The sequence below is a fragment of the Corynebacterium sp. HMSC066C02 genome, from assembly GCF_001814945.1.
Lineage (GTDB): Bacteria > Actinomycetota > Actinomycetes > Mycobacteriales > Mycobacteriaceae > Corynebacterium > Corynebacterium aurimucosum.
Map to the genome: position 1 here is coordinate 47472 of NZ_KV818446.1, position 24950 is coordinate 72421.

Genomic DNA, 24950 nt, shown 5'->3' on the forward strand with positions numbered 1-24950 from the left:
ACCGGGTTGACCTTACCCGGCATGATGGAGGAACCAGCCTGACGCGGCGGCAGGTTGATCTCTGCCAGGCCCGCGCGCGGACCAGAAGACAGCAGGCGCAAGTCGTTAGAAATCTTGGCCAGCTTCATTGCCGCACGCTTGATGGTGGAGTGCAGCAGTACATAAGCACCACAGTCAGAGGTTGCTTCAATGAGATCGCGGGCGGTCTTAATCTCCAGACCAGTGACCTCGGACAGTGCGGCGGTGACCTGGTGGCGGTAGCCGGCCGGGGTGTTCACGCCAGTGCCGATAGCGGTTGCGCCGAGGTTGATCTCCAGCAGACGCTTCTGGGCGTCGCGCAGGATGGCCTGCTCTTCCGCAAGGTTGTGCGCAAAGGCCTTGAATTCATCACCAAGGGTCATCGGAACGGCATCCTGCAACTGGGTGCGGCCCATCTTCAGGATGTCAACGAACTCATTGCCCTTGGCGTGGAATGCTGCCTGCAGGGCATCGATGCGCTCGATGAGGTCCTCCATGGCGTAGTAGATGCCCAAGCGGAAGCCGGTTGGGTACGCGTCATTGGTGGACTGGGACATGTTGACATCATCGTTTGGGTTGATGACGTCGTAGGAACCCTTTTCCTCACCGAGGTACTCGAGCGCCAGGTTGGCTACAACCTCGTTGGTGTTCATGTTGAGGGAGGTACCAGCACCGCCCTGGAAGACATCCAGCGGGAACTGGTCCATGCAGCGGCCTTCTTCCAGGATCTGGTCACAAGCCCAGATGATTGCCTCTGCTTTCTTCTTAGGAAGGACGTGCAGACGGCGGTTAGCCATCGCGGTGGCCTTCTTGACCTGCACCATACCGCGGATGAAATCCGGGATGGTGTTGATGGTCACGTAGGAAATCTGGAAGTTCTCGATAGCGCGCAGCGTGTGAACGCCGTAGTACGCATCACTCGGAACCTCCACGGAGCCGAGAAGATCAGTCTCAGTACGCGTCTTCTTGCTAGACGGGGCCTTCGAAGACTTGTTAGTGGCCTTTTCCTCGACCTGAGACTTCACGTCCTTGGTCTCCTTGGCCTCTGGCTGAGCATCCTTCTTTGTTGTCTTTGCCATCGGGGCTGACTCCTTGCATAAAAATCGAAGAACGATGATGGTCAGCCACCATAGTAGCTAGGTGCGCGAATAAAATGTTTGGAATATCCCCCTAAAAGCGGGCAATGCGCAGATCTGAAGCGAGAATCGCTTCTGCTCCGAGCCCTTCGAGGCTGTCCATAACTTGATTCGCCAACTTGCGGGGAACCATGACGCGCACAGCGACCCAGCCTTCCCGGGCCAAAGGAGAGATGGTCGGTCCCGTCAGACCAGGAGTCACTGCTTCGACCTCAGGCAGCTTTTCCTCTGCCACGTTGTAGTCGAGCATGACGAAGTGGCGTGCATTGAGGATTCCGCGGATGCGGCTGAGCACAACGTTCTCATCTGCAGTGACGTCTTCGCCTTCGCGCTTAATCACCACAGCCTCCGAAGTCACGATGGGCTCACCGAAGGGCTCAAGGCCCTGCTGGCGCAGTGTGGTGCCTGTGGAAACCACATCGGCAATGACATCTGCGACACCAAGGTGAATCGAAATCTCGACCGCACCGTCAAGGCGGATGACTTGCGCGTCGATGCCATTGGCTGCGAGGTTATCACGAACCACGTTGGGATAAGACGTGGCAATACGCTTGCCCTGCAGCTTGGCGACGTCCCACTCCTCCCCCGCCGGTGCGGCATAGCGGAAGGTGGAGCCGCCAAAATTCAGGGCTAGAACTTCGTTGAACTTTGCGCGGGAATCCAGTGCCAAATCACGGCCGGTGATGCCCAGATCCAGGACGCCCTGCGCCACGTAGATGGCAATATCCTTTGGGCGCAGGAAGAAGAACTCGACTCCGTTCTCCTCATCCACGACGTTGAGTGACTTGTTGTGTCCACGGCCTTTGTATCCAGCTTCCTTCAGGATTTCGAGGGCGGCCTCGGACAGGGACCCCTTGTTGGGGACGGCAATTTTGATCATTGGTGTGCGGTACTTTCTACGCTGACTGCGATGTTGGCTGTGTACTAGGACGGCAAGGGGCCGACTAAAGGTAGGAGTAAATATCCTCGAGCTTCAGGCCGCGCTTATGCGCCATAACCTGGAGCCAGTACAGCAGTTGCGACATCTCCTCAGCGAGTTCCTCATCGGACTGGTACTCGGCCGCAATCCACACTTCGCCAGCCTCTTCGATGATTTTCTTGCCCAAGTGGTGGATTCCTTTATCGAAGGCTTCCACGGTGCCGGAGCCTTCGGGGCGTTCGGCGATCTTCTGGGACAGTTCCTCAAACAGGCTTTCAAAATTCTTCACAAAGGGATATTCTTCCACACCGCTGCATAAAATTCTGCACCCCGGCCGAAATTCGCCGGCTACAGTGAGCGCAAGCGCTGATACCACTCATAAATATCGTGCGCCGTCGCACCTTCCAGGTGGCGGTGCCCGCTGCCTCGCAGTTCGGCGATGACAGTGACCTCGTCTGGGACTGTAACGTGCTCCCCTTCCGGCAGGCCAATGACGGAGCAGCCAGCGGCGACCGCCGCGCGCATACCTGCCGCCGAATCCTCGAATACGAGGCAATCCTGGGGTCGAGCACCTACCCGGCGGGCAGCCTCGGCATACATATCAGGAGCTGGTTTGCCGTGGGGAACCTCGTCGCCGCAGATCGTGTCAACGAAATAGTCTCGGCCCAACGCCGCGATTGCGGAATCCGCCACGTAGCGCTCAGTGTTCGTGGTCACCATCATCGGCATTCCCGCATCCTTGAGCTCACCAAGAAGCTCCGAAATTCCCGGGAATATCTCGAGATGCTCGGCAAATAGCGACTTTACGTAGTCGAACATGAGCATGCGGTAGCGTTCGCTATCACCAGACTGGAGCTCGACGCCGGCTTTGTCAGCGCAGATCGCGAGCGTGTCCTCGAAGGTCGCGCCGACCGTCGCCAAACGCTCAGTAGGTGTCAGCCGGCGCCCCAACGTTTCGGAGAGGTAAAAGGTGGCCTCTTCCCATAAAGGTTCAGAGTTAGTGAGTGTGCCGTCCATGTCCCAGAAGATCGCGGCGGGACGACAGGTATGTGCGGTCTGATCGGTATCAGTCAATTAGAAATCCAGCTCCGGTAGCTGCGCGAGGGCTTCATCATCTGCACCTGTTGCTGCGGAGGCCGAGTGAATAAGCTCGGTGAGCTCCTCCTTCTCCTCTGGCTCAAGTACAGCGTCGGCGTTCTTGCGGTTGAAAGCTGCGAGCTTCTCGACGGAAGGACGTACCGCGGCTCCCAGGAGACCACCATCTGGATCATCTGGAAGTTTATCTAGGTTCTCGAGGAAGGACTCCAAGATAGAGCGGAGGTCTGGGAGCACCGAGGCATCAAACGGTGCCTCCCAGAACTCCTTCTCCTCTTCCTTGAGGTAATCCCCGGTGGCGAAGGACTGCAGGTTGGACATGAACTCATCAACGGTGGGCTGGAATTCTGCACGAATCGTCATGAGCTAAATCATGCCTGAAGTTTCCTAGAGGCGCACGCCCAGCAAGGAATTAACTGCAGTGCGCAGAACGTTAGATGCTTCTTCGGACGCTTCCACTGCCCCTGTGGCCTTCTCAGCCCACTGATCCAGAACCGCAATAGCGCGCGGGGTAGCCAAATCATCCGCCAACGCTTGGCGCACGTTGTGGACAACGTCCTTGATCTCTTCCACGGTTCCTGGGTTTCGGGAGGCCGCGCGCCAGCGCTCCAAACGCTCCTGCGCGGTGTGCAGGACCTCGTCGGACCAGTCCCGGTCCTCACGGTAGTGGCTGGAGAATACTCCAAGGCGAATCGCAGAGGGATCAACGCCTGCCTCCACTAGCTTGTGGACGAAGACCAGGTTACCCAAAGACTTGGACATCTTGGTGCCCTCCAAGCCAATCATGCCGGTGTGCACATAGGACTGGGCCATGCGTTTGACACCACGGGCGGCCTCAGCATGCGCCGCAGAAAACTCGTGGTGCGGAAACTTGAGATCCGAACCTCCACCCTGAATATCGAAGCTGGAGCCGAGCCGGTTGGTCGCGATGGCAGAACACTCAATGTGCCAGCCCGGACGCCCCGGACCAAAAGGAGATTCCCAGGCGGGTTCGCCCTCGCGGTGGGCACGCCAAATCAAGGCATCTAGCGGATCACGCTTACCGGGGCGGTCCGGGTCACCGCCGCGCTCGGCAAAGAAGGTCTCCATCTGCTCCCGGGAATAATTCGATTCGTAGCCGAAGTTCTTCGTGGCCTCGATGGATGCGTAGACGTCCGGATAGTCGGGGTCATCGACGACGTAGGCTGCACCTGCGTCGAGAAGCGCCTGCACCATCTCCGTGATCTCATCGATGGCTTCCATCGCCCCAACGAAGTGCTCCGGAGGAAACACAGAGAGCAGTTCCATGTCGGAGCGGAAAAGATTGATCTGCGAGGTACCCAACTCGCGCCAATCCACGCCATCGCGCTCGGCGCGTTCGAAGAGCGGATCATCCACGTCGGTGATGTTCTGGGCGTAATTCACCTTGTAGCCGTTATCCAGCAGCTGGCGGTAGATCAGATCAAAGGTGAGATAGGTCGCCGCATGGCCCAGGTGGGTGGAATCATACGGGGTAATGCCACAGACATACATGGTGGCGGTCTCCCCCTCGATGTTGAGCTTTTTTACCTCTTCATCAGCGGAATCATAGAGGTGAAGCGGCGACGGGGCGCCAGGTACGGAATCGATGTGCGGGACAGGCCAAGAGTGCATGGGCACCATCCTAACGTGTACTGACTCCGCAACTGGCGCATGCCCGGTTATTAAGGGGCGAGCACCCCGAGGCCCAGCAAGAGCATGACGAGGAGCCCGACAGGGATGCGGTAGGCCGCAAACCACTCGAAGGAGTGGTTACCCACGAACTTCAGCAGCCACGCAATAGACGCATAACCGACGACGAACGCGATGAGCGTGCCGACGAGCAGTTGGGCGCCGGTGGCAGATTGCCCCACGGTGGGGCCGAAGGCGTCGCCAAGCGAAAACAGGCCCGAAGCCATAACCGCAGGAATGGCGAGGAGGAAGCTAAAGCGCGTCGCCACCTCGCGATCCAAGCCCAAAAAGAGGCCGCCCGAAATCGTGCCTCCCGAGCGCGAGACACCTGGGATGAGAGCTAAGCACTGGCATAGGCCCATGACGATGGCATCGCGCATCGTCAAGTCCTCGAAGCTGCGCTCCTTTTTGCCCACCCTCTCAGCGATGATGAAGACAACGGAGAAAAGCACGAGCATGGACGCTGTAATCCACAGGTTGCGCAAGTTATCCCTGATCAGGTCCTTGCCCAGGACGCCTAGGATGCCAATCGGGATTGAGCCGACGATGACCATCCACCCCATGCGGTAGTCCTGGCCACGCTGCTCCTTGTGCACGAGACCTATGAACCACCCTTTGAGGATCTGCCAGATCATTCCCGCGAAGTACACAATCACTGCTAACTCAGTGCCGAGCTGGATAACGGCAGTAAAGGAGGCGCCGGCGTCCTGCCCCCAAAAGAGCGTGGAGACGATGCGTAGGTGCCCCGAAGAGCTCACGGGCAGGAATTCGGTGAGGCCTTGGACAAGAGACAAGACGATGACCTGTACCCATGTCATGGCGTCAGTTGTAGCTGTTGTAGTCACCCGCGACAGCCTACTAGCGCGCTCCATGGCTTCCGGTTTCCACCACGCTGACTGCTAGGATGAGGGATCGTGAAAATGCGTCGAGTCCTGCTTTCTTCTGCCCTTCTTGCCAGCACATGCGCCCTTGCCGCCTGCAATCCCACGGAAGGGGTTGGCGGGGACCCCAACTCGGCGGTCTATGGCAAGGCCGAACCCGCTTCTTCCCCAGAGTTATCGGAGCCAGTGGGCACCGTCGTGCCCTACACTGCCGTGACTGACCTCGAGGCGGTGGGTGATACCCTCGCCGTGCGCACCGAGGACTCCCTCGCTGTAGGTTCGGCTGCAGACTTTGAGGAAGAAAAGGCCACGCAGATTTCCGTCGATCAGAAGTGCGGCGACCTGACCGCTTCCGACAAGCATTTCCTCCTCGCGTGTGGGGAAAAAGTCTTGCTTGTTGATCCATCCCAGCCGGATTCCCCCCAGGAATTGGCAGTGGATGAGGAGCAGCCAGTAACGGTAGCCGCGGAGGCTTCCAGCGGTGAAGTATTCGTTGGTTCAAAGGACTCGACCACCGTCGGCGTGTACCGCGACGGGGAACGCAGCACCGGCATCACGGTGGAGGCCGGTTCGGATCAGCTCATTTCCGTTCCCGTTTCTGATGGTGCGGACGGCATCGTCCGAGTCTTAAGGGAAGACTCGACGATTCAATCTCTCGATTGGGAAAAGGACCGTGCGGGCGGGCGTCTGCGCGTAGGCCAGGGCGTCGGCCAGATCGCCGGCGGCGAAGGAGCCGTGGTCGTAGCATCGGACACCGTAGGCAAACGCGTGGCTATCTACACTGCCAGCGACGTTATTCGCCTGCACCAATACGGCAACACCGACGGCACACCGTGGGGCGTGGCTTGGGATGCCGGCCGCACACTGGCGTGGGTAACCACCACCGATAACAACCATCTCCACGCCTATACCGTTTCCGCGGGCGTCCCAGAAAACGTTGGCACCATGGACACTGTGGCTGATGCACGCACTATTGCTGTGCTGGGCGACGGCACCCTCGTCACCGCCTCCGCATCCGGTGAAGGCCTCCAGTTCATCACCGATCCGCAACTCGACATATCACCGCGCTAGCATCCGGTCTCAAAGACCTCATTCGCAACCTCAGCTAAGGACACTTCATGCAGTACTCCTCTCTTGACCGCGCCCGCCATGCTGCCTACCAGGCAGCATTGAAGGGAATGTTTAAACTCGACCCAGAGCGAATCCACGGAATCATCAACGGCGGGCTCGCTATCTTCCAAGCCGGTGGCCCGCTCAATCGCGCGCTGGGAAAGGTGGTACCGGTTAATGATCCGGTATTGGAACAGGAAGTCTTTGGGGTGCGCTTCCCACGTCCGCTAGGGTTGGCGGCCGGCTTCGACAAAAACGCGGCGGCTGCTGATGTCTGGACCCCCGTTGGCTTCGGCTATGCCGAGCTGGGCACCATCACCCCGAAGGCGCAGCCCGGAAACCCTGCTCCCCGCCTGTTCCGACTCAAGGCGGACAAGGCAATCCTAAACCGCATGGGCTTTAACAATGAGGGTGCTCTGGCCGCCGCGCGCAATCTACGCAAGCGCCGCTACAACGATGTCGTGGGCATCAACATTGGCAAGAACAAGGTCACCGACGCCGAGCATGCTGTGGATGATTACCGTCAGTGCGCATCTGTGCTGGGAGATCTGGCCGATTATGTCGTGGTTAATGTGTCCTCCCCTAATACCCCAGGATTGCGTGACCTGCAGGCAGTGGAGTCCCTCCGCCCCATCATGGAAGCCGTGGTGGAATCGACTTCCTCGCCGGTCTTGGTCAAGATTGCTCCCGATCTCAGCGATGAAGATATTGATGCCGTGGCGGATATGGCCGTGGAAGTTGGCTTGGCTGGGATCGTGGCTACCAACACCACTATTTCCCGTGAGGGGTTGAATACCCCGGCCGACGAGGTTGCTGCCATGGGCGCGGGTGGCGTGTCGGGTCCCCCGGTGGCTGAGCGTTCGCTGGAAGTGCTCAAGCGCCTTCACACCCGCGTGGGCGATGAACTGGTGCTGGTTTCTGCAGGAGGAATCTCCACGCCGGAGCAGGCATGGGAGCGTATCACTGCCGGTGCCTCGCTGCTGCAGGGCTACACCGGACTGATTTATGGTGGACCGGATTGGATTCGCGACATTCACCGCGGCATTGCCCAGCAGATTCACGCGCACGGCCTCAGTAACATCTCGGAGGCAGTTGGCTCCGGTCTGGGATGGATCGACTAAGCCCCCAAAGAGTCTTCGAGGGGGCTCAGCCCTGTCGATGAAGAGAAGCACGGATGGGGGGGCTTCCGCGCTTTAAGCGTTTCGCTTAACGCAGTGTGCGGCGGATAATGACCGCGCACAGGCCTGCAGCCACGGCGTAGAGGAAAACCACGTACTGCCCCATCGTGGTGAGGACCGTACTGGGCAGTGCGCGGCTAGCGATGATGAGCACCAGCGCTAGGACTAGCGCAATGATTTGCTCGCGGCTGCCGCGCTGATCGCGGCGTTGGGTGCTGAATGCACCGACGAGCAGTGCGGCACCAACGATGGCGAGGTGGCGCCATGTCCATTCAAAGGTGGCGCCCCAGCCGTCGGTGAAAATCGATACGAGCCCAAATAGTGCTAACACGGCGGCCAGCAACATGAAAGCGCCGCCCACGCGCAGGGCGGCGGGGATATCTACTCCGTCAGTCGTGGGGTTAGTATCCGAATTCCTAGTCATTGTGCCGAGTCTAATGGGCCGTATTAGTGGGCCTCGTACCAGCCCCACGTAATCGCACGGCCGAGGGTGTGGAAGAAAAGGTTAAACCCAAGGACCGTCGGCGTTGCCTCCGGGTCGATGTCGAGGCGCTCAACGTCGACGGCGTGGACCGCAAAGAGGTAGCGGTGCGGGGCATGACCAGCTGGCGGCTGGGGCCCGTAATAAACGCGCTGGCCGGAGTCTCCGCGCAAGCTGATGACACCTTCATGCCCAAGGTCTTCCGCGGAGCCTGCTCCCGTAGGAAGCTCACGTACGTTAGCCGGAATATTGAACGCAGCCCAGTGCCAGAAACCGGAACCCGTCGGAGCGTCCGGGTCAAAGCAGGTGACAGCGAAGGACTTGGTTCCCTCGGGTACGTCCGACCACGAGAGTTGCGGTGAGATGTTCTCAGGAGCGCGGAAGCGCTCTGCAATTTCCGCCCCCTCCTCGATGTCGGAGGACGTGACGGTGAATGCTGGGACATTACCCAGTGGCGCATAAGGGTCTGGGCCCGGGAAACGGGAATCGGTGGCGTAGCTCGCAATGGAATCAGAAGTGTTCTTAGTCATAGATCCATTTGTACCGGAAAGCTAAAACCCGCGCCGGCGTTCGGCCTTGGGTTATCGACATAAACTCAACCTCAACCTTGAGGGTCTGTTCGAGGGCCTAGCAAGTTTCATCAGTGTGTTTTCAACACTCAGAATAAGCTTTAAAACACTGTTTGAAGTGCTGATTTGTGAAGTTATGCCAATTCGGGATACAGTATGCGAGTGCCCAGCCGAGAGGCTGAACAAACACCCTAGCCCGGGTGGCGGAATGGCAGACGCGCTAGCTTGAGGTGCTAGTGTCCTATTAACGGACGTGGGGGTTCAAGTCCCCCCTCGGGCACAAATAGAAACCCCGTGTTTCACATTGTCAGAAATGACCGGTGAGTCACGGGGTTTTCGCCTCGGTACAGTGGGTGCGTATGAACGCTACTTTTACCTATCTCGATCCTTTCACCGCCCAGCGCCATGTAGTCGAAGCCCCCGAGGGCTCTCAGTATGTTGTGGTTAAACGGCGCGGTGACGCCGTCGTTAATGGCACAGTGATGAGCTTCCACGCCACCCATGCGCAAGCCCGCGATGCGGTCATGAGCGGCCTCACAGAGGAATTGCGGCACGCTGCGGACAACGAACCCGTTTATGTCACCCATGCTCGCTTGCGGGGTGAGTACGCTCGTTACGCAGACTGCTAAGCTGCCGGGCTGCTAGAAGGTTCCGATTCTTCCGCTACGGTCGCCTTCTTCTTCGACGTGCCATAACTGTAAACAGCCTCTATGGGCCCGCAGACACCGCGACTCGCGGGTACGTTGGTGTTCAATGAGGATTTTGGCCTCACTCAGATTAAGCTTGTAGCCCTATGAAAACTGGTTGGGTGCACAGCGTCGGTGACTTTTTTACGTCTTTGGCGCGCTCGGCTTGGCGGAGCTGCAGCCGCTGGACGTGGAAGCGTTGGGCGGCGGTAATCCTCACCGGCACGGCGCTGGTGATACTTGCCGTGTTTGTCGACGTCCCCTCTCTCGCCGCGCTCCGTTCTTGGTCGCAGCACCTCGGACCATGGTTCCTCATCGCCTTTGCCGGCGCCTATATCTTCTTCACGCAGTTCCCCATCCCCCGAACAGTATGGACTTTAGCCGCGGGGCTCCTCTTCGGCCCGTGGCTCGGGCTGGTCATCTCCCTCGTCGCACTGACCATCTCCGCCACTGTTTCCCTGCTGATAATCCGCAGGTTGCTTGGTGAATGGATTCGCCCGCACCTCACGCACCCGGCGGTCTATGCCATCAATGCGCGCCTGGACCGCCGCGGTTGGCTCGCCGTGGCCTCATTGCGGATGGTCGCGGGAGTTCCGTTTTCCTTATTAAACTATGTCGCGGCCCTCACCCCAATTTCGGTCCTGCAGTTTTCCATCGCCACTCTCATCGGTTCGATTCCCACGACCGCTATCGGTGTCTTTTTCGGGGACGCGCTTACCGGTAAGACAAGCCCCTACACCATCGTTGGCTTTGTCCTCGCCGCTGCACTCGGTATCGCCGGACTCATTTTAGACACGCGCTTGCCGCTCGAGCCCGGTATGCAACGACCGGTCAAGCGCAAGGGGTAGACTAAACGTTGTTTCTCACTGGAAGGAGTCTCTCACCGTGCTAGCAGTCCATGCCCGCTACCGCGGTCGCTCGGTGCGCCGCGCCGATTTGGTCCAACGCTCCGCAGCTGCGCTTTCCACGCTGGAGGGCGTCGGTGAATTCGAGGTCCTTGGCGTCGAGGATATTTGCGCCGTTGCCTACTCCTCTTCCGCGGTGTGCGATGTCGTCATGGCACTTCTTGCGGACGGTGACTGGGCCATCGGTATCGGTGTTGTCCCGGGCGAGGGCGCGGGAGATGCCGAGACGCGCGCCGTCGCTACCGCTGCTGTGAAGGGATCAGCACGCGCGGGGCATGTCTACGCCAAGGTTGATCGGCGCGGGCGGGCGCAGGAAGCGCAGGATATTGCAGCGGCCTTCGCTCTCCTCGGCTTCGTACTCACTAAGCGCACGATGGAGGGCCGCGAGGCTACATCCTTGGTGCGCGGAGGACTAAACCAGAATGAGGCCGCCGAGGAATTGGGTATCTCCAAACAGGCTATGTCCCAGCGCCTCCAGGCGGCAGGCTGGGCAGCGGAAACCGCCGGATGCCAGCTCGCGGTGAATCTCATCGACCGAGCGAACTCGAACTAAAGAAGATCTTCTTTGCGCAGCTCGGGCGTCGTGACGAAGTCTACGAGACGTTCTACAGCGCCGATGAGCGTGGAATCGAGATCCCGGAAGGAATTGACGGCATTATAAACACGGCTCCAGCCTTCCTTGGGATCGGACCAGCCCGTTCGCCGGCAGATACCAGTCTTCCAGTCCTCCCCATAGGGAACTTCGGGCCAGGCGCGCAGCCCTAGGCGCTCGGGTTTAACGGCTGCCCAGATATCAATGAAGGGATGTCCGGTCACGAGCACATGCTCGCCCACTGTTTGCGTCAACCGCGTTTCCTTTGAGCCTTCTACGAGGTGATCCGCGAGAACTCCCACGCGGCGCCCAGGTCCTGGCTGGAATTCAGCGAGGCGTTCCTCGAGGTTGTCTAGACCCTCGAGGTATTCGACTACCACGCCCTCTACTCGCAGGTCGTGCCCCCAGACCTTCTCCACGATCGCCGCATCATGGATACCTTCGACCCAAATGCGCGATGGCGCGGCTACTTTCGCCTCAACGTTCTCAACGCGGCGCGATCCAGAGTTCGACTTTCTGGGCGCTTGCTTCTCGACGTATCTCGTCAGCGTCACCGGCTGCCCCACTACAAGGAAGCCGCCCTTGACAAGTTTGAATACTCGCTCGGTACCGTGACGATCTTCGAGGCGCACGACTGGCCCCCACGCGGTCTTGTCCACGCCCATCACCGCCCCCACGAAATCGTCTCCCCGAACCTCGACGACCAGCCCCGGTTCTGCGGGCACCTCGGGGTATTCGGTTTTCTTGTTGCGTGTATGTCCGGCGAAAATGTCGCCGCCGTAAGGATCCCGGGAATTCAAGTTCATAGCGGTCTACCCTATCGTCTACACTGTCCAGCCATGGATATGCGCGCCGAAGTCTGGTCCCCCGTACAAAACGTCGCAGTCTGGCTTGGCGCGTGGCTGTGGGGACACGAATCCGCCGATGATTTCCTTGATGCCCTCCGCGAGCTAGGCGGGGAACAGCAGGGAGCGAACGGAGAACCCTTCCTTGATGTTATGTCACGTCTCCGACGCGAAACCATCTCCATTATCGAGCGCGATGAACGCGAGCCCCTCCTGCGACTCATCCTTTCTAGCCCGGGTGAGGCGCCAGCACTACCGGCGGGTTCGGATTCGGCGCGTGCAGCGGCTAATAATCCGGCCGGCGCTATCGTGGTGCGGACCAACGATAGAGACCGTCATTTAGTATTGGTGCCCTCTTATGCCGACGGCGCCACCCAGTGGATGGTAATTGAGGAAACTGCTGCGCTCCCCTCGCCTGCGTGGCTAAGCCCGGGCGAGGCTGATGCGCTATTGAGCGCCGCAACGAATGAATCCGCAGCACTCATCGAAGCTCTGGGCTACCGCAGCGATGCTCTCCCCAATCCGCGGCTGACGGTGGGAACTCTTAGTGACTTCTATGACACTCCGGGTTTACCCGCTGCGGTACCGGGGCGCGCAGCAAAACTTTTTGCGCGCGCTGATCGCGTCGCGGCCATCATCGAGACAGTGACCGACCGCATCCAGGACCACAGCCTCGATCCACAGCTGCTGCGCCTATGGCGCCACATCCGTCAAGCACGAATGGCTGGCGTGGCCTACGCGCTCACGGATTTCGCGCGTTAATGCGGCTTGTGCAGCGACCAGATATCGCAGCACCCTTCAGCGCAGGGGGCACCATCGACGGTGCAACCTTGGACAGCGACGTCTCCGAGAGAAACGGGCTCGGTTCCCTGCTCCAGCTCATCGATGAGGTCCACGATGAGCGAGGCGAAACGAGTGGTTGGACCGGCGGTGTGGGTGCGATAGACGCTAACCCCCATCTCCTCGGCGGCTTGCTTCAGTTCTGAATCGAGGTCCCAGATGACCTCCATATGATCGGAGATGAATCCGATGGGACACACGACGACGCCATCGACACCGTCCTCCTGGTGGATGAGCGACGTGTGATCGACGATGTCCGGCTCTAGCCATGGAGTAGCCGGGTTGCCTGACCGCGACTGCCATACAAGGTCATAGTCCTCCACCCCTGCTGCCTCGGCGACGAGACGGGAAGCTTCCGCCACCTGGCGGGAGTAAATGTGCTTATCTCCTTCAGCACCCCCCACTGCATCGTGCGCCGTTGGAACTGAGTGGGCAGTAAACAGCATGCGGGTGCTAGCCAGCTTGTCTTCCGGGACCTGTGCGTAGGCATCTCGGACCGCGGCAGCCATCTCTTCGATGAACTTCGGGTGATCGAAGAACTGACGAAGCTTGGTGAAGGTCATGGCGGGCAAGTTCTTGTCTTCGACGTACTTGCGCAAAGCGACGATGTCTTCGTTGTATTGTCGGCAAGCACTGTAGCCACCCCACGCCGAGGTAGCAAAGACAGCCACGTTGCGCACTCCGTCGGCAGCCATTTTCTCGACAGCTTCTGTTCCGAAGGGATGCCAGTTACGGTTACCAAAGTAAAGCGGTAGATTATGTCCGCGAGCCTTGAGCTCCGCGGCCACGTTGTCAATAATCTCTCGGTTCAATTCGTTCAAGGGGCTTTTACCACCGAAGTGAAAGTAGTGTTCCCCAACTTCGATGAGGCGCTCGCGGGGAATGCCGCGGCCACGGGTAACGTTCTCCAAAAACGGGACAACCTCCTCGTTTGCTTCCGGGCCACCGAAAGAAAGAACGAGGAGGGCGTCGAATGAAGAGGGCACCGAATCGGTGCTGTGGGCGTTGCCCTGGGCAGTACGCAGTGTGTCAGTCATGCAGCCCAGTCTAGCAACGGGCTGTTCTAGATCAGGCGCACGGCATAGGGTGCCATGCCGCCTTGACGCACAGGGGTAATGCTGACGTTTTGACCAGACTGCGGGGCTTCAACCATCGTGCCATCGCCGAGGTAGATCGCCACGTGTTGGTTGCCGCTTGGGCCGTAGAAGATTAGGTCACCACGCTCCATCTCACTCGGTGCGATCTTGGTCCCCTTCTGGTACTGGTAGCCGGTGTAGTGCGGCAGGGAAATGCCTACTCCTGCAAAGGCATAGAGAACCAGGCCCGAGCAGTCGAAGCCGACCTTGTTGTAGTCACCGTGGGAATCCGCCACGCCGCCGTCACGAATGCCTTGGGTGGGACCGTTTGCATCGCCACCGCCCCACGCATACGGAACACCTACCTGGGACGTCGCGCGCGAAATGACAGTCTCGATCTTTGCCTCACGGGAGGCATCACCCAGAGATTCGGAAGCCTTATCCGTGACGCTATCGGTCGTGTCAAGTGGATCCAGCACACCGGAAACCTCGGACTCCACAGTGTCTTCATCCGAAGTCGCGGAAGCAGAATCGTTAGCCTCCGCGGTCCTCGCGCCTTCGCCCTGCAGGGCGAAAAGCTTTGAGGAGCCTTCAACCAAAGCGTCGATCTCGTCCTGGCTCAAGCTATTGCTGTGGCCTGGCTGAGAAGCGGCGACCAAGGAAGCTACGGTTCCTACCGCGCCAATACCCAATGCAACAGTCTCAGCATCGATCCCGCTCGGGTCGAAGGAGCTGCCGCTGCCGCCTGAAGTCGCCTCCTCTTTAGCGGAGCTTGCAGTGCTTGTCGACGACAATTCCTGCACGTTCGGATCGTTGGCCACAGTGCTTGCGGCACTCGAGAGCGCATCCATGTCTTCAGCAGAAACGGAGGGCGCAGAGCGTTGTGATTGCAAAGTAGGGTTCTTCGCCTCGGAGGCTGAAGGGCCGGCGGCCGCGACGGAATCGGTCTCTGGGGTCGACTCTGTGGAGTCATCGGCTGGGGCCGTAGTTGTGTCCTGAGTACCGGCCTCCCCCGCTGGCGACAAGGCCTCATCGTTGACGTTCTTTCCGGTCTCTGGACTTGACGAATCGACCACGTCAACACCCTTAGCTTGATTAAGGGCCTTGTGGAGAGATGAGAGTTGAGAGAGAAGGTCCTCGCGCTCGGCCGCAGATTCTTCAATTGAAGCTTCGGAAGCGGAGAGCTGTTCGCGTGCAGCGGACTCAGCATCGGCCGCCTTCTCTGCGCGCTCCTCAGCCAACTGCTGGGTCTTGCGTAGCTGCGACTCCTTGTTGGCCTTCTCCGTGCGCTCCTTTTCCAGATCGCTCACAATGGCCTGTTGCTTTTCTGATTGCGAGCGGAGGTAGGACTGGCGCTCCAACATATCCGATCGGGCATCCTTGCCGGCCGCGTGGGAAACGGCGTCAGAGGTATTTGCTCGGCGGTAGGCAGAGCGTGAGACCTCGTCCAGCTTGGCTTGAGCATCGGCGACGTCTGCCTGGGCATCATCAAGCTCCTGGCGAGCCGTCGTGGTTCCCTGGCGAGCCTGGGCTGCCTTAGTGCGAGCGTCATTGAGATCAACGAGCGCCCGGTTGACGGTTTCACGTTGGATGCCGATTTCGGCCTCCGCTTGCGCGATGCGTTCCTCAATCTGAGCGATGGCGCCGGCGAGGTCAGCGATGGAAGGACTATCAGAGGACAGCAGTGACTCAATATTGAGCCGCTCAGGCTCCTCCGCCACTGCAGGAGCGAGCGAAGAAGCGGTAGACAAGGCTGCGGTGGTCGCAATGGCAGCGAAAGCTGCCTTGAAACGCCGGAAGCCAAATGACGATGTGGTGGCCACGAGAGTTATCTCCTAGGCACCTACCTCATTGGAACTGTCATGCGTGTCGTGCAGACATGCGTGCCGGACATCGAGCGGTACAGGCAACGAGTCAGCCAGGCAAACGGTAGTTAAGGCACGCAAAGTGCGCATAGCTAGCTCGGTCTTCCCGCAGGATGTTACGACGACGGCTACGTCCAAAGGAATAAGTGGAACCGAAAAGGCTGGCACCCGGTGCTGGCCGGGGTATGCCCACGCGGGTTGCCCTAGATGATTACGAGCAACTTCACGACAATATAGGTCGAATAAGTTGGGCTGCACCATCACTGACACGGGGCAACACGATACTGCGCGGCGTCTCGTGTGTGCACCAACATCAAGCCGGACCGCTTTATAAAAGCAAATCAGACTGCGCACTCGCGGGCTCGTTTGCTCCGCATAGAGCGCGCTTAAATATGACTGCGCGATCCGGCGATGAGGGGGCACACACCCTAATCTGGCGATAAGTCCTATGTCGGTTCCTCCTCGCTCGGCGCCGCGCTCATGGAAGGGTCGCGTCTCGCACCAATAGTGGCGCACGCGCAAGCCCTCGTGGCTGGCACCCAACCGGAAACCGATGGAACCCAGGCCGACGCAGCCCTCAAAAAGGCATGCGCATGAAGTGTATGAAGCCTCTTCCACTCGGGAGGTAGGTGTTTCGATATGTAAAAAAATTTGAACACTGGTACCGACTGCGCCGAGCAAACTGTACTGCTATGCGCATCAACATAGTGGTGCGACGGTCATCCACCAGGCGGTGAACCTCAACAGTTCCCTTCGCTCGTGGCGTGCTTCCCCACATACCCGTGCGACAAATCAGTTGAGAGTCAAGGCTTGGTCCATGAACGTATGGAGCAATAGTCAACCCGTGAGTCGATACGTGAACCATACGTCACCGACACGCCTTCTCGCACACTTTCCCCATCTTTCACATAAGCCACGCATGACCACACGGCGTTACAGGCGCACCTAACCTGCAATGACATTGTTACCAAGGTGTGACTGTGATGTTTCTCACTCTACTCTCGGCCCTCACCTGTCCTGCCCATCGGGCACCGCCCCTTTGTCGCGTCCCAAGCCTTGCCTTGCGCCTTTCTCTCTTCGGGGGCGAGTTCCTAGCGGCGCACCATTCGGAGGGTGCTTGAGGAGGCGGCACTTGCGTGCGAGACCCCATTAGCCTTTCGCCCTTCGAACTCTGCCTCGCGGCGTCAGCTTCGACCTCGGGATCGCCCGCCCGCCGGCCGGAGATTTCACCCTCCAGCGGGACGAGAAATTGCCCGCCCTGCGCCTGTCTCAAGTCTCGTGGCACACCTAGCTTTGGAAGGCTCGAAAGCCTAGCGGCAACCACTCCCCCGGCGAAAAATCAAGTCTTAGTGGTTGATTTTCGCCACTTCCCTACTCCCCCGCACTGAAGGCCGGCGCGTGTTGGTCGGCGTCTTCTCGCCTAGTGATTGGCTGGTTCAACCTCCGTGGCGGCTGCCCGGAAACTAGCCCATCCAGCGACCGCCGCAACGGTGAACGCGACCGCAAAAATCAACAACCACGGCACGGAGAACTGATCTGCAACGGCATAAAAATCATTAAGCAGGGTTACCTGATCGAGTCCGGTGGGAAGCGAATCTTCGGCCGCCTCTAGGGCTGCCCGGTCATAAGAATTACTGACCGCGGACACCCGCATGGGCGCCTGGAGAATTACTGTGTCAAGGCCCGTTTGCTCTTGAAGGGTTGTGGCCAGATCGCGGAGATCTGGAATTTTCTCCGGAAAAACATCAACGACAGCAATGCCGTGGTTGGGTTGGAGGGATTCTGCGATGTGGGTCTGGAGGTCGTCGTCAAGCGCTAGTTCTGGATTGGAGAATGCCACGCCATCGGCCGAGAGCTGATCGGCGATGTCATCTATGTCTACTCCCGCAGGAATCATTCGCCTCTCCTTAATCTCTAGCCTCAATGATCATTGGGACCTTGATCGCTGTGCTTGGCGTCACGGCTCGTCAAGCTCATTTCTTTGGCGGGGCGTGCCCCCCCTGCTGCTCCCGACTGAGCCTAAACCGTGCAGTGCGGTTGACGTGGGCGACTCGCCGCTACCCCCGAAATGTAGGAAACAGAACGCTCGTACTGTTATGCTGGTGTCAACCGAGGGTTCTTACATCTACAATAGATACGGAACATTAGCGTTCTGAGACTGTCGAAATTCCTGGCTCCAGTTGGCTGCTAGGGCATGACGGCAAATTCGATGAACCTTCGACCAGTGTTCGATAACCCACAAGCAAAAGCAAGGAATGGAGCTCCTTATGACTGAAAGCCTGAACTCCTTCGGCGCCAAGAAGACTCTTGAGGTCAACGGTAAGTCTTATGACTACTTCGACATCAACGCAGTCGAGGGCCTGGAGAAGCTTCCTTACTCCCTCAAGGTGCTGGCTGAGAACCAGCTGCGCTACGAGGACGGGAAGAACGTAACCAAGGATCACATTAACGCTTTGGCGAACTGGGATCCCTCCGCTGAGCCGGATACCGAGATCCAGTTCACCCCGGCCCGTGTTCTTATGCAGGACTTCACCGGTGTCCCCTGTGTGGTGGACCTGGCAACCATGCGTGAAGCTATCACCGCCCTCGGCGGCAAGCCGGACCAGGTGAACCCGCTCAACCCGGCTGAGATGGTTATTGACCACTCCGTCATCGTCGAGGCCTTCGGCTCCACCGAAGCTTTGGAGAAGAACGTTGAGATCGAGTACGAGCGCAACCAGGAGCGTTACCAGTTCCTGCGCTGGGGTGCTGAGAACTTCTCCAACTTCCGCGTTGTTCCTCCGGGAACCGGTATCGTCCACCAGGTCAACATTGAGTACCTCTCCCGCGTTGTCTTCGACAACGACGGTGTTGCTTACCCGGATACCTGTATCGGCACTGACTCCCACACCACCATGGAGAACGGCCTGGGCATTCTGGGCTGGGGCGTCGGCGGCATCGAGGCCGAGGCTGCAATGCTGGGCCAGCCGGTGTCCATGCTGATCCCCCGCGTCGTGGGCTTCAAGCTCACCGGCGAGATTCCGACCGGTGTGACCGCAACCGATGTGGTTCTGACCATCACCGAGATGCTGCGTCAGCACGGCGTCGTTCAGAAGTTTGTTGAGTTCTACGGCAATGGCGTGAAGTCGGTGCCGCTGGCCAACCGCGCCACCATCGGCAACATGTCCCCCGAGTTCGGTTCTACCGCCGCAATCTTCCCGATCGACGAGGAGACCATCAAGTACCTCGAACTCACCGGCCGCCCGCAGGAGCAGATCGACCGCGTCGAGGCATACGCCAAGGCGCAGGGTATGTGGCTGGAGCAGGACGCTCCGGAGGCAGAGTACTCCGAGTACCTCGAGCTGGACCTGTCCACCGTTAAGCCCTCCATCGCCGGCCCGAAGCGCCCGCAGGACCGCATCCTCCTCTCCGAGGCCAAGGAGCAGTTCCGTAAGGATCTGCCGACCTACGCTTCCGGCGAGGTTGTTGCAGACGAGTCCACCATCGAGGCGAAGCGCATGACCGCTGAGGGTGCCGACGAGAACTCCCTCGTCGACGTGACCGGTGGCCTGAACAAGTCTCGCGCTGGTGAGGGCGAATCCGCAGCCAAGGGTGGCTCCGGCCGCCAGTCCAACCCAGTGACTGTCACCTCCCCGAACGGCGGCGAGTACACCCTGGACCACGGCATGGTTGCCATCGCTTCCATCACCTCCTGCACCAACACCTCCAACCCGTCCGTCATGGTCGGCGCAGGCCTCATCGCCCGCAAGGCGGCCGAGAAGGGCCTGAAGTCCAAGCCGTGGGTTAAGACCATTTGTGCTCCGGGTTCCCAGGTTGTGGATGGCTACTTCCAGCGCGCAGACCTCTGGAAGGATCTGGAGGCCTTGGGCTTCTACCTCTCCGGTTTCGGCTGCACCACCTGTATCGGTAACTCCGGCCCGCTGCCGGAGGAAATTTCCAACGCCATCAACGAGCATGACCTGGCTGCTACCGCGGTGCTGTCCGGTAACCGTAACTTCGAGGGCCGCATCTCCCCGGACGTCAAGATGAACTACTTGGCTTCCCCCATCATGGTCATCGCCTACGCTATTGCCGGCACCATGGACTTCGATTTCGAGACCCAGCCGCTGGGCCAGGATCAGGATGGCAACGATGTCTTCCTCAAGGACATCTGGCCTTCCCCGCAGGAGATTGAGGACACCATCCAGCAGGCCATCTCCCGCGAGCTCTACGAGGCGGACTACGCCGACGTGTTCAAGGGCGATGACGCATGGCGCAGCCTGGACGTTCCGGAGGGTGAGACCTTCAAGTGGAACGAGGACTCCACCTACATCCGCAAGGCACCGTACTTCGACGGCATGCCAACTGAGCCGGAACCGGTTCAGGACATCAAGGGCGCTCGTGTTCTGGCTAAGCTCGGTGACTCCGTAACCACCGACCACATCTCCCCTGCTTCCTCCATTAAGCCGGGCACCCCGGCCGCTCAGTACCTGGATGCCAACGGTGTGGAGCGCCAGGACTACAACTCCCTGGGTTCCCGTCGTGGTAACCACGAGGTCATGATGCGCGGTACCTTCGCCAACATCCGCCTCCAGAACCAGCTGGTCGACGTCGCCGGTGGCTACACCCGCGACTTCACCCAGGAGGGCGCACCGCAGGCCTTCATCTTCGATGCTTGCGAGAACTACAAGGCAGCCAACATCCCGCTGGTTGTCCTTGCCGGCAAGGAGTACGGCACCGGTTCCTCCCGTGACTGGGCTGCTAAGGGCACCAACCTGCTTGGTGTGAAGGCCGTCATCACCGAGTCCTTCGAGCGCATCCACCGCTCGAACCTCATCGGTATGGGCGTCATCCCGCTGCAGTTCCCGGAGGGCGAGTCCCACGAGTCTCTGGGCCTGGACGGCACCGAGACCTTCGATATCGAGGGCATTGAGGCTCTTAACGAGGGCGGCATTCCGAAGACGGTCCACGTGACCGCCACCAAGGAATCCGGCGAGACCGTTGAGTTCGATGCCAAGGTTCGCATCGACACGCCTGGTGAGGCCGACTACTACCGCCACGGCGGCATCCTGCAGTTCGTTCTGCGCCAGATGGTCAAGGCCTAAACCAGCCTTGTCCCGCATGCGGGGACGCCGACTACGGATAGCCCCGCATAACTAGGCAAAAGGCCAGCTAGCAACAACGAGTGCTGGCTGGCCTTTTCTATTTCCTAACCTTTACGTATTTTCATCACCTGATTATCCCCCGCCGTGCCTTAAGGAGCGAGATTCCAGCCATGCCGATTATGAGCGACTCCGAACTTCATCGCCGCCGCAACGACATCCTGGTTGGGGCACGAAAATGCTTTGCGGAGCACGGCTATGACGGTGCTACAGTCCGCCGCCTTGAAGAAGCCACGGGCAAATCGCGTGGGGCTATCTTTCACCACTTCGGCGATAAAGAGTCTCTCTTTTTGGCCCTGGCCCGGGAAGACGCGGCCCGCGAGGCCGAGGTTGTGGCAAATAACGGTCTGGTTGAGGTTATGAGCGAGATGCTGCGCCACCCTGAGCGCCACGACTGGTTGGCCACTCGCCTGGCCGTTACCTCGATGCTGCGCACTGATCCGTCTTTCGCCGCTCGGTGGCACGAAGAGCAAGAAGTTCTGGATAAGGCGGTACGCGCTCGCTTGGAATCCAACGCGGAAAAAGGTCGCCTGCGCGATGACGTCTCCATCGATACCCTCGTGACGTACCTAGAGACTTTCATGGACGGCTTCATCAACCGCCTCGCGCTGGGAGACACCAAGAACCTAGACCAGGTGTTGAGTTTGGTAGAACAATCGATTCGTGGCTCCCGCGCCGAGCACTAAGCGATTAACGCTCAGTGGCGGAGTGTGATTGACGCTACACTATGGCGTATGCACCATACTCCCCTACAGCTTCCGCGGACGCAGTGTGGAATTAGTCTAAACGCCACACCCCGGCTTGCTCCGAAAGAACAGCGCGCCCACGATGCTCAGCCGAGCGCGCGAATAGATAATTCAGGGCTCCGCGAGGTTATCGAGGAGGCTGGGCCGCTGCCTGGGCGCCTGAAGTCTGGCGACGTGGCTACCTGGATTTTTATCACTATCGTGGTGCTCTTCGTATGTGGCATGGCGTTCACTTTTATTTACGATTTCCTCGGCTCAGCGCGACATGTCATTTCACAGTTTCGGCTCATCTCTTTCATTCCCGTCTTCCCTTTACTGATCATCCTGATCATCGTGGGGATTTGCTTGCGACGCGTGGCCATGAAAGTCAGTCGTTCTCGGCGTCTGCGCACTGCATGGCGCAACGGCTGGGTAGAATACCGTCCTGCTCTCATCGGTGAGTTGGTGTACCTACGCAGCAAAACCGTAGGCCCCGACGACCGTGAACGAACCTATTTTTATTACTCGGCGCCCCTTCTGCTCCTCCAGCCAGACGGCACACTAGCTAGAGCCATGTCCGGTGAGTTCCGCGCTGGCAATCCGAACTGGCTGAGATCGCGGGGCACTGCTATTGCCGAAGGATCCCGCTTAGCAACCGTGGACTCCACGAATAACAATGGATGGACCGTCGCTGCTTACCGTACCGACGGGACGAGTTCAGAAGCAGAACTTTCGTGTGGCCTCACCGGGCGCCAGGTAGAAGCCGTTCTCTCCTTCGCCGAACAGCGCTGGGTGCGCTAAGGCCGCTCTTTCATTGGGGTCGGCCCGCCGCTCCACACGGGTCCTGCTCCCCGTTGGGTGTTGAAGCGACGAGAAAGGCGGCTCCAAGCCCTTTACACTGTGATCCATGACGCAATCTTCTATTCAATTGCCTCGGTCACCGCTGAAATTTGATGCAGCCAGCGCCGGCTCCCTCGCGCCTAAGGAGCTAAAGGAGCACGATCAGCAGCCCAACCCCAACGTAGATCGCAGCGGCATACGCGAAGCTATCGATAGCGTCGGGTCACCGATCGGCCAAACGAATCTCGGCATGACCATCGCTGGATTCATTGTCATCTCCATGGGAGTTATGTCCCTGTTCTTCTCAGTGACGCATGCGCTTTTCCTCTTCGTCCTTTTTCCCGGCGCAGATGGAACCATCGGCGGGATACCGATAGCCAGCATTATCATCGCGCTCACCGCACTGGTATTCATCCTTATCGGAGTTATGGTCATGCGAGGGCGCTGGGGATCCACGACGCGGCTGTGCACTGCGTGGGCGAATGGATGGATTGAGTACCGCCCCGCATTGATCGGTGAGCTGGTTTATAAGCGTCGCGTCGATTACAACGACACCACCGATTACTACTACACCGCCCCGATACTGATTTTGCAGCCGGACGGCTCATTGACAAAGAGCCGGACAGCGGAGTTCATTGCTCCGAATCCGAACTGGCTGAAGCTGCGTGGCCGGTTGCTCGCCGACGGTCCCCTCGTCGCCACCGTCGACTTCAACCACAATAACGGCTGGAGTGTGGTGGGATACCGCGCCGACTCGGATAATCCGCGACTAGAACTCCAGCATGGTCTGCGCAAGAAGAACATCGAGGCGGCGCTGTCTTTTGCCGAGCAAAACTAGATAAAAGGTTAATGCTCAAGGATTTACAGTCTAGACTGGCCGCCTTCTAGGAGCCGATAAGAATGCCTCAACACTACATAGCCCCTTTTGACTTTCCCGACCATGAATACAATGAAAGGCTGATTCCTCGAAGTCATCGGTCAGTTTCTTCTCCCAACCCCTCGCCAGCAACTAGCGCCATCACGTGTGCAATCGCAACAGCAAGTCCACTTCTTGGCGGGAAAACGCTTGAAACTAAAGAACTTCGCACGCGCATTGTGGTGGCAGTAATACTCTGCGCCATGGCGGTTCCAATCCTTATTTTTGAAGATCTGTCCTTCAGCTCCGGATGGCAGGGATTGGCCGCGGCATTCTTCGCTGTCTTGTTCGTGGTTACAGCAGCTAGAAATCTTTGGTCAATACGCAGCTCGACATGGGGTGCGCGCCGGATACGTACCGCCGCAGAAAATGGATGGATAGAGTATTATCCCGCATTGCTCAGCGAGATCTGGCAGACCGGCCAATACGTCCCAGAATATGAACCCACCCAGTACTATTACAAAGCGAAAGTGCGCCTTTTCCTTCCCGATGGCACTATTCACGACATCATCAGCGATGAGTTTGCGTCTCTCACTTCTCCACGTGCCTTCCGCGAACAGGGCATCGGCGTGGTGCGTTTTCAAAGCAAGGCCATCTTTGAGCGCACCACGGGGTGGTACATTGCCGCTCACTTATCCACAAAGCCACTACGCGTTGCAAGCCTGCGTCATGGACTCAGCCGCGAGCAAGTAATAGCCGGGCTTAACGCCGCCGCATCCTCTGCTTCCTAGATGTCCTTAACGCTGCCTTCACCATCGATGAATTCCAGAGGCGAGGCCGGGAAGCTATCGCGGCGAGCCACCTCAGCGACAACCTCGGCCACAAGCTCCCGGGAAGTCGTCATGTCGCTCGTGCGCTCAGCATCGCTATCGAGCACGGTGATGCCATGAGAAGGCTCTTCCGTGAGTGCCGCGGGACCCAGAATAAGGTAATTGAGATCGGTCGAATTCAGCTTATTATCTACTGCCTTCTTGGACTCCACGTAGGCATACCACTTCTCGTCCGCGGGATCGGTGGTATTGGTCGTGGCACCCATGTAGGAAATCATGATGTAGGCCGGAGTGTTCTTACCGTCAGCAGCTAGCTTCTCCAGACCCGCAATCGATGCGAGCGCGGCATCGCGGTCCACCGCCCAGGTTACGTCAGCGCCAGCGCGGCCACCGTTTCCGGCACCCCACACGACGACGTCATAGTCAGCCAAAAGCTCTACCCAGTCTTCAACAGAAAGCTCGGTGAGATCGCGCACCACTGCAGTGGCGCCGAGGGCTTCAACATCAGCGACCTGGTCGGGGTTACGGATAAGGGAATGGACGGTAAGATTGGCGTCGACAAGCTTGGGCGCCGCTAAAAGCCCAACCTTGCCATGGCCGCCGATGTACAGAACCTTCTTGCGTGCAGTTGTTGTCGTATCAGTCATGAGCGCCACCGTACGCGCTGTCTGAT

At 58.9% G+C, this 24950-nt stretch carries 25 protein-coding genes and 1 tRNA gene; 12 read left to right on the forward strand and 14 right to left on the reverse strand.

Features of this window, described 5'->3' with window-relative positions:
• The 7 genes from HMPREF2996_RS04100 to HMPREF2996_RS04130 all read right to left on the reverse strand — a co-directional run.
• Positions 1 to 1097 (reverse strand): aspartate ammonia-lyase (locus tag HMPREF2996_RS04100; protein WP_070730351.1); only part of this gene is annotated, 1097 nt, incomplete at its 3' end.
• Positions 1098 to 1188: 91 nt separating this feature from the next.
• A complete protein-coding gene (hisG, locus tag HMPREF2996_RS04105; RefSeq protein WP_070446611.1) occupies positions 1189 to 2034 on the reverse strand; it encodes an ATP phosphoribosyltransferase in 846 nt (281 codons plus the stop codon).
• A gap of 64 nt (positions 2035 to 2098) precedes the next feature.
• Positions 2099 to 2362, reverse strand: a complete 264-nt coding sequence (locus HMPREF2996_RS04110) for a phosphoribosyl-ATP diphosphatase (protein ID WP_010186658.1) — start codon at positions 2360 to 2362, stop codon at positions 2099 to 2101.
• Positions 2363 to 2421: 59 nt separating this feature from the next.
• On the reverse strand, positions 2422 to 3147 hold the full coding sequence (locus tag HMPREF2996_RS04115; protein ID WP_070730245.1) for an HAD family hydrolase: 726 nt from the start codon (positions 3145 to 3147) through the stop codon (positions 2422 to 2424).
• On the reverse strand, positions 3148 to 3531 hold the full coding sequence (locus HMPREF2996_RS04120; protein WP_070446609.1) for a hypothetical protein: 384 nt from the start codon (positions 3529 to 3531) through the stop codon (positions 3148 to 3150).
• Positions 3532 to 3555: 24 nt separating this feature from the next.
• Positions 3556 to 4800: a cysteine--1-D-myo-inosityl 2-amino-2-deoxy-alpha-D-glucopyranoside ligase gene (gene mshC, locus HMPREF2996_RS04125; protein WP_070730247.1), complete on the reverse strand. Its 1245-nt coding sequence runs from the start codon at positions 4798 to 4800 to the stop codon at positions 3556 to 3558.
• 50 nt (positions 4801 to 4850) lie between these two features.
• The gene (locus HMPREF2996_RS04130) at positions 4851 to 5702 is read right to left on the reverse strand and encodes an undecaprenyl-diphosphate phosphatase (protein WP_201828226.1); all 852 of its coding nucleotides are present in this window, start codon (positions 5700 to 5702) and stop codon (positions 4851 to 4853) included.
• Between the two features lie 75 nt (positions 5703 to 5777).
• Here HMPREF2996_RS04130 and HMPREF2996_RS04135 point away from each other — a divergent pair, with 75 nt between their 5' ends.
• Both HMPREF2996_RS04135 and HMPREF2996_RS04140 read left to right on the forward strand, forming a co-directional pair.
• Positions 5778 to 6809: an NHL repeat-containing protein gene (locus HMPREF2996_RS04135; RefSeq protein ID WP_070730249.1), complete on the forward strand. Its 1032-nt coding sequence runs from the start codon at positions 5778 to 5780 to the stop codon at positions 6807 to 6809.
• A gap of 47 nt (positions 6810 to 6856) precedes the next feature.
• Complete coding sequence (locus tag HMPREF2996_RS04140; protein WP_070730251.1) at positions 6857 to 7969, forward strand: quinone-dependent dihydroorotate dehydrogenase; 1113 nt, start codon at positions 6857 to 6859, stop codon at positions 7967 to 7969.
• An 85-nt stretch (positions 7970 to 8054) separates the two neighbouring features.
• Here HMPREF2996_RS04140 and HMPREF2996_RS04145 read toward each other — a convergent pair whose 3' ends face one another.
• The gene (locus HMPREF2996_RS04145) at positions 8055 to 8450 is read right to left on the reverse strand and encodes a hypothetical protein (protein ID WP_070446604.1); all 396 of its coding nucleotides are present in this window, start codon (positions 8448 to 8450) and stop codon (positions 8055 to 8057) included.
• Between the two features lie 23 nt (positions 8451 to 8473).
• A complete protein-coding gene (locus tag HMPREF2996_RS04150; protein ID WP_070730254.1) occupies positions 8474 to 9037 on the reverse strand; it encodes a YbhB/YbcL family Raf kinase inhibitor-like protein in 564 nt (187 codons plus the stop codon).
• 233 nt (positions 9038 to 9270) lie between these two features.
• Between HMPREF2996_RS04150 and HMPREF2996_RS04155 the strand changes: the two genes are divergently transcribed.
• The 4 genes from HMPREF2996_RS04155 to HMPREF2996_RS04170 all read left to right on the forward strand — a co-directional run bounded on the left by HMPREF2996_RS04155 (position 9271) and on the right by HMPREF2996_RS04170 (position 11220).
• Positions 9271 to 9356, forward strand: a tRNA-Leu gene (locus HMPREF2996_RS04155).
• A gap of 79 nt (positions 9357 to 9435) precedes the next feature.
• A complete protein-coding gene (locus HMPREF2996_RS04160) occupies positions 9436 to 9705 on the forward strand; it encodes a hypothetical protein (RefSeq protein WP_070445031.1) in 270 nt (89 codons plus the stop codon).
• 164 nt (positions 9706 to 9869) lie between these two features.
• Positions 9870 to 10610 (forward strand): TVP38/TMEM64 family protein, encoded by a 741-nt coding sequence (locus HMPREF2996_RS04165; RefSeq protein ID WP_070730256.1) that lies wholly within the window; start codon positions 9870 to 9872, stop codon positions 10608 to 10610.
• Between the two features lie 37 nt (positions 10611 to 10647).
• On the forward strand, positions 10648 to 11220 hold the full coding sequence (locus HMPREF2996_RS04170; RefSeq protein WP_070444784.1) for a MarR family transcriptional regulator: 573 nt from the start codon (positions 10648 to 10650) through the stop codon (positions 11218 to 11220).
• Here the strand turns inward: HMPREF2996_RS04170 and HMPREF2996_RS04175 are convergent.
• Positions 11217 to 12065 carry a DUF3097 domain-containing protein gene (locus tag HMPREF2996_RS04175; RefSeq protein ID WP_070730257.1) on the reverse strand — a complete coding sequence of 283 codons (849 nt, stop codon included), beginning with the start codon at positions 12063 to 12065 and terminating at the stop codon, positions 11217 to 11219. The two genes, HMPREF2996_RS04170 and HMPREF2996_RS04175, sit on opposite strands and share 4 nt — an antisense overlap.
• A gap of 33 nt (positions 12066 to 12098) precedes the next feature.
• Between HMPREF2996_RS04175 and HMPREF2996_RS04180 the strand changes: the two genes are divergently transcribed.
• The gene (locus HMPREF2996_RS04180) at positions 12099 to 12866 is read left to right on the forward strand and encodes a hypothetical protein (protein WP_070730259.1); all 768 of its coding nucleotides are present in this window, start codon (positions 12099 to 12101) and stop codon (positions 12864 to 12866) included.
• On the opposite strand, the gene HMPREF2996_RS04185 is transcribed toward HMPREF2996_RS04180, so the two are convergent.
• The 3 genes from HMPREF2996_RS04185 to HMPREF2996_RS04195 form a co-directional block, all read right to left on the reverse strand.
• Positions 12863 to 13981 carry a ferrochelatase gene (locus HMPREF2996_RS04185; protein ID WP_070730260.1) on the reverse strand — a complete coding sequence of 373 codons (1119 nt, stop codon included), beginning with the start codon at positions 13979 to 13981 and terminating at the stop codon, positions 12863 to 12865. The two genes, HMPREF2996_RS04180 and HMPREF2996_RS04185, sit on opposite strands and share 4 nt — an antisense overlap.
• Before the next feature lie 26 nt (positions 13982 to 14007).
• Positions 14008 to 15843, reverse strand: coding sequence for a DIP1281 family NlpC/P60 protein (locus HMPREF2996_RS04190; RefSeq protein ID WP_070730261.1), 1836 nt, complete (start codon positions 15841 to 15843; stop codon positions 14008 to 14010).
• 1462 nt (positions 15844 to 17305) lie between these two features.
• On the reverse strand, positions 17306 to 17782 hold the full coding sequence (locus HMPREF2996_RS04195; RefSeq protein WP_070730263.1) for an Rv1476 family membrane protein: 477 nt from the start codon (positions 17780 to 17782) through the stop codon (positions 17306 to 17308).
• Between the two features lie 370 nt (positions 17783 to 18152).
• On the opposite strand from HMPREF2996_RS04195, the gene can reads away from it, so the two are divergent.
• The 5 genes from can (at position 18153) to HMPREF2996_RS04220 (ending at position 24238) form a co-directional block, all read left to right on the forward strand.
• Positions 18153 to 20969 (forward strand): aconitate hydratase, encoded by a 2817-nt coding sequence (can, locus tag HMPREF2996_RS04200; protein WP_210388748.1) that lies wholly within the window; start codon positions 18153 to 18155, stop codon positions 20967 to 20969.
• A 170-nt stretch (positions 20970 to 21139) separates the two neighbouring features.
• Positions 21140 to 21712: a TetR/AcrR family transcriptional regulator gene (locus HMPREF2996_RS04205; RefSeq protein WP_070444799.1), complete on the forward strand. Its 573-nt coding sequence runs from the start codon at positions 21140 to 21142 to the stop codon at positions 21710 to 21712.
• A 234-nt stretch (positions 21713 to 21946) separates the two neighbouring features.
• Entirely contained in the window at positions 21947 to 22552 is a 606-nt protein-coding gene (locus HMPREF2996_RS04210) for a hypothetical protein (protein ID WP_246822986.1), read from the forward strand.
• Positions 22553 to 22658: 106 nt separating this feature from the next.
• On the forward strand, positions 22659 to 23429 hold the full coding sequence (locus HMPREF2996_RS04215; protein WP_070730267.1) for a hypothetical protein: 771 nt from the start codon (positions 22659 to 22661) through the stop codon (positions 23427 to 23429).
• Positions 23430 to 23491: 62 nt separating this feature from the next.
• Positions 23492 to 24238 carry a hypothetical protein gene (locus tag HMPREF2996_RS04220; protein ID WP_070730270.1) on the forward strand — a complete coding sequence of 249 codons (747 nt, stop codon included), beginning with the start codon at positions 23492 to 23494 and terminating at the stop codon, positions 24236 to 24238.
• Here the strand turns inward: HMPREF2996_RS04220 and HMPREF2996_RS04225 are convergent.
• Complete coding sequence (locus HMPREF2996_RS04225; RefSeq protein ID WP_070730271.1) at positions 24235 to 24924, reverse strand: SDR family oxidoreductase; 690 nt, start codon at positions 24922 to 24924, stop codon at positions 24235 to 24237. The two genes, HMPREF2996_RS04220 and HMPREF2996_RS04225, sit on opposite strands and share 4 nt — an antisense overlap.
• Between the last annotated feature and the right edge of the window lie 26 nt (positions 24925 to 24950).

Bases quoted from the DNA above. Each gene is read 5' to 3' on its own strand.
- mshC (WP_070730247.1), bottom strand. From the start codon at position 4,800: ATGCACTCTTGGCCTGTCCCGCACATCGATTCCGTACCTGGCGCCCCG.
- HMPREF2996_RS04220 (WP_070730270.1), top strand. From the start codon at position 23,492: ATGCCTCAACACTACATAGCCCCTTTTGACTTTCCCGACCATGAATAC.
- HMPREF2996_RS04165 (WP_070730256.1), top strand. From the start codon at position 9,870: ATGAAAACTGGTTGGGTGCACAGCGTCGGTGACTTTTTTACGTCTTTG.
- HMPREF2996_RS04225 (WP_070730271.1), bottom strand. From the start codon at position 24,924: ATGACTGATACGACAACAACTGCACGCAAGAAGGTTCTGTACATCGGC.
- HMPREF2996_RS04185 (WP_070730260.1), bottom strand. From the start codon at position 13,981: ATGACTGACACACTGCGTACTGCCCAGGGCAACGCCCACAGCACCGAT.
- HMPREF2996_RS04175 (WP_070730257.1), bottom strand. From the start codon at position 12,065: ATGAACTTGAATTCCCGGGATCCTTACGGCGGCGACATTTTCGCCGGA.
- hisG (WP_070446611.1), bottom strand. From the start codon at position 2,034: ATGATCAAAATTGCCGTCCCCAACAAGGGGTCCCTGTCCGAGGCCGCC.
- HMPREF2996_RS04150 (WP_070730254.1), bottom strand. From the start codon at position 9,037: ATGACTAAGAACACTTCTGATTCCATTGCGAGCTACGCCACCGATTCC.
- HMPREF2996_RS04205 (WP_070444799.1), top strand. From the start codon at position 21,140: ATGCCGATTATGAGCGACTCCGAACTTCATCGCCGCCGCAACGACATC.
- HMPREF2996_RS04195 (WP_070730263.1), bottom strand. From the start codon at position 17,782: ATGATTCCTGCGGGAGTAGACATAGATGACATCGCCGATCAGCTCTCG.
- HMPREF2996_RS04135 (WP_070730249.1), top strand. From the start codon at position 5,778: ATGCGTCGAGTCCTGCTTTCTTCTGCCCTTCTTGCCAGCACATGCGCC.
- can (WP_210388748.1), top strand. From the start codon at position 18,153: ATGACTGAAAGCCTGAACTCCTTCGGCGCCAAGAAGACTCTTGAGGTC.
- HMPREF2996_RS04180 (WP_070730259.1), top strand. From the start codon at position 12,099: ATGGATATGCGCGCCGAAGTCTGGTCCCCCGTACAAAACGTCGCAGTC.
- HMPREF2996_RS04215 (WP_070730267.1), top strand. From the start codon at position 22,659: ATGACGCAATCTTCTATTCAATTGCCTCGGTCACCGCTGAAATTTGAT.
- HMPREF2996_RS04120 (WP_070446609.1), bottom strand. From the start codon at position 3,531: ATGACGATTCGTGCAGAATTCCAGCCCACCGTTGATGAGTTCATGTCC.
- HMPREF2996_RS04140 (WP_070730251.1), top strand. From the start codon at position 6,857: ATGCAGTACTCCTCTCTTGACCGCGCCCGCCATGCTGCCTACCAGGCA.
- HMPREF2996_RS04160 (WP_070445031.1), top strand. From the start codon at position 9,436: ATGAACGCTACTTTTACCTATCTCGATCCTTTCACCGCCCAGCGCCAT.
- HMPREF2996_RS04145 (WP_070446604.1), bottom strand. From the start codon at position 8,450: ATGACTAGGAATTCGGATACTAACCCCACGACTGACGGAGTAGATATC.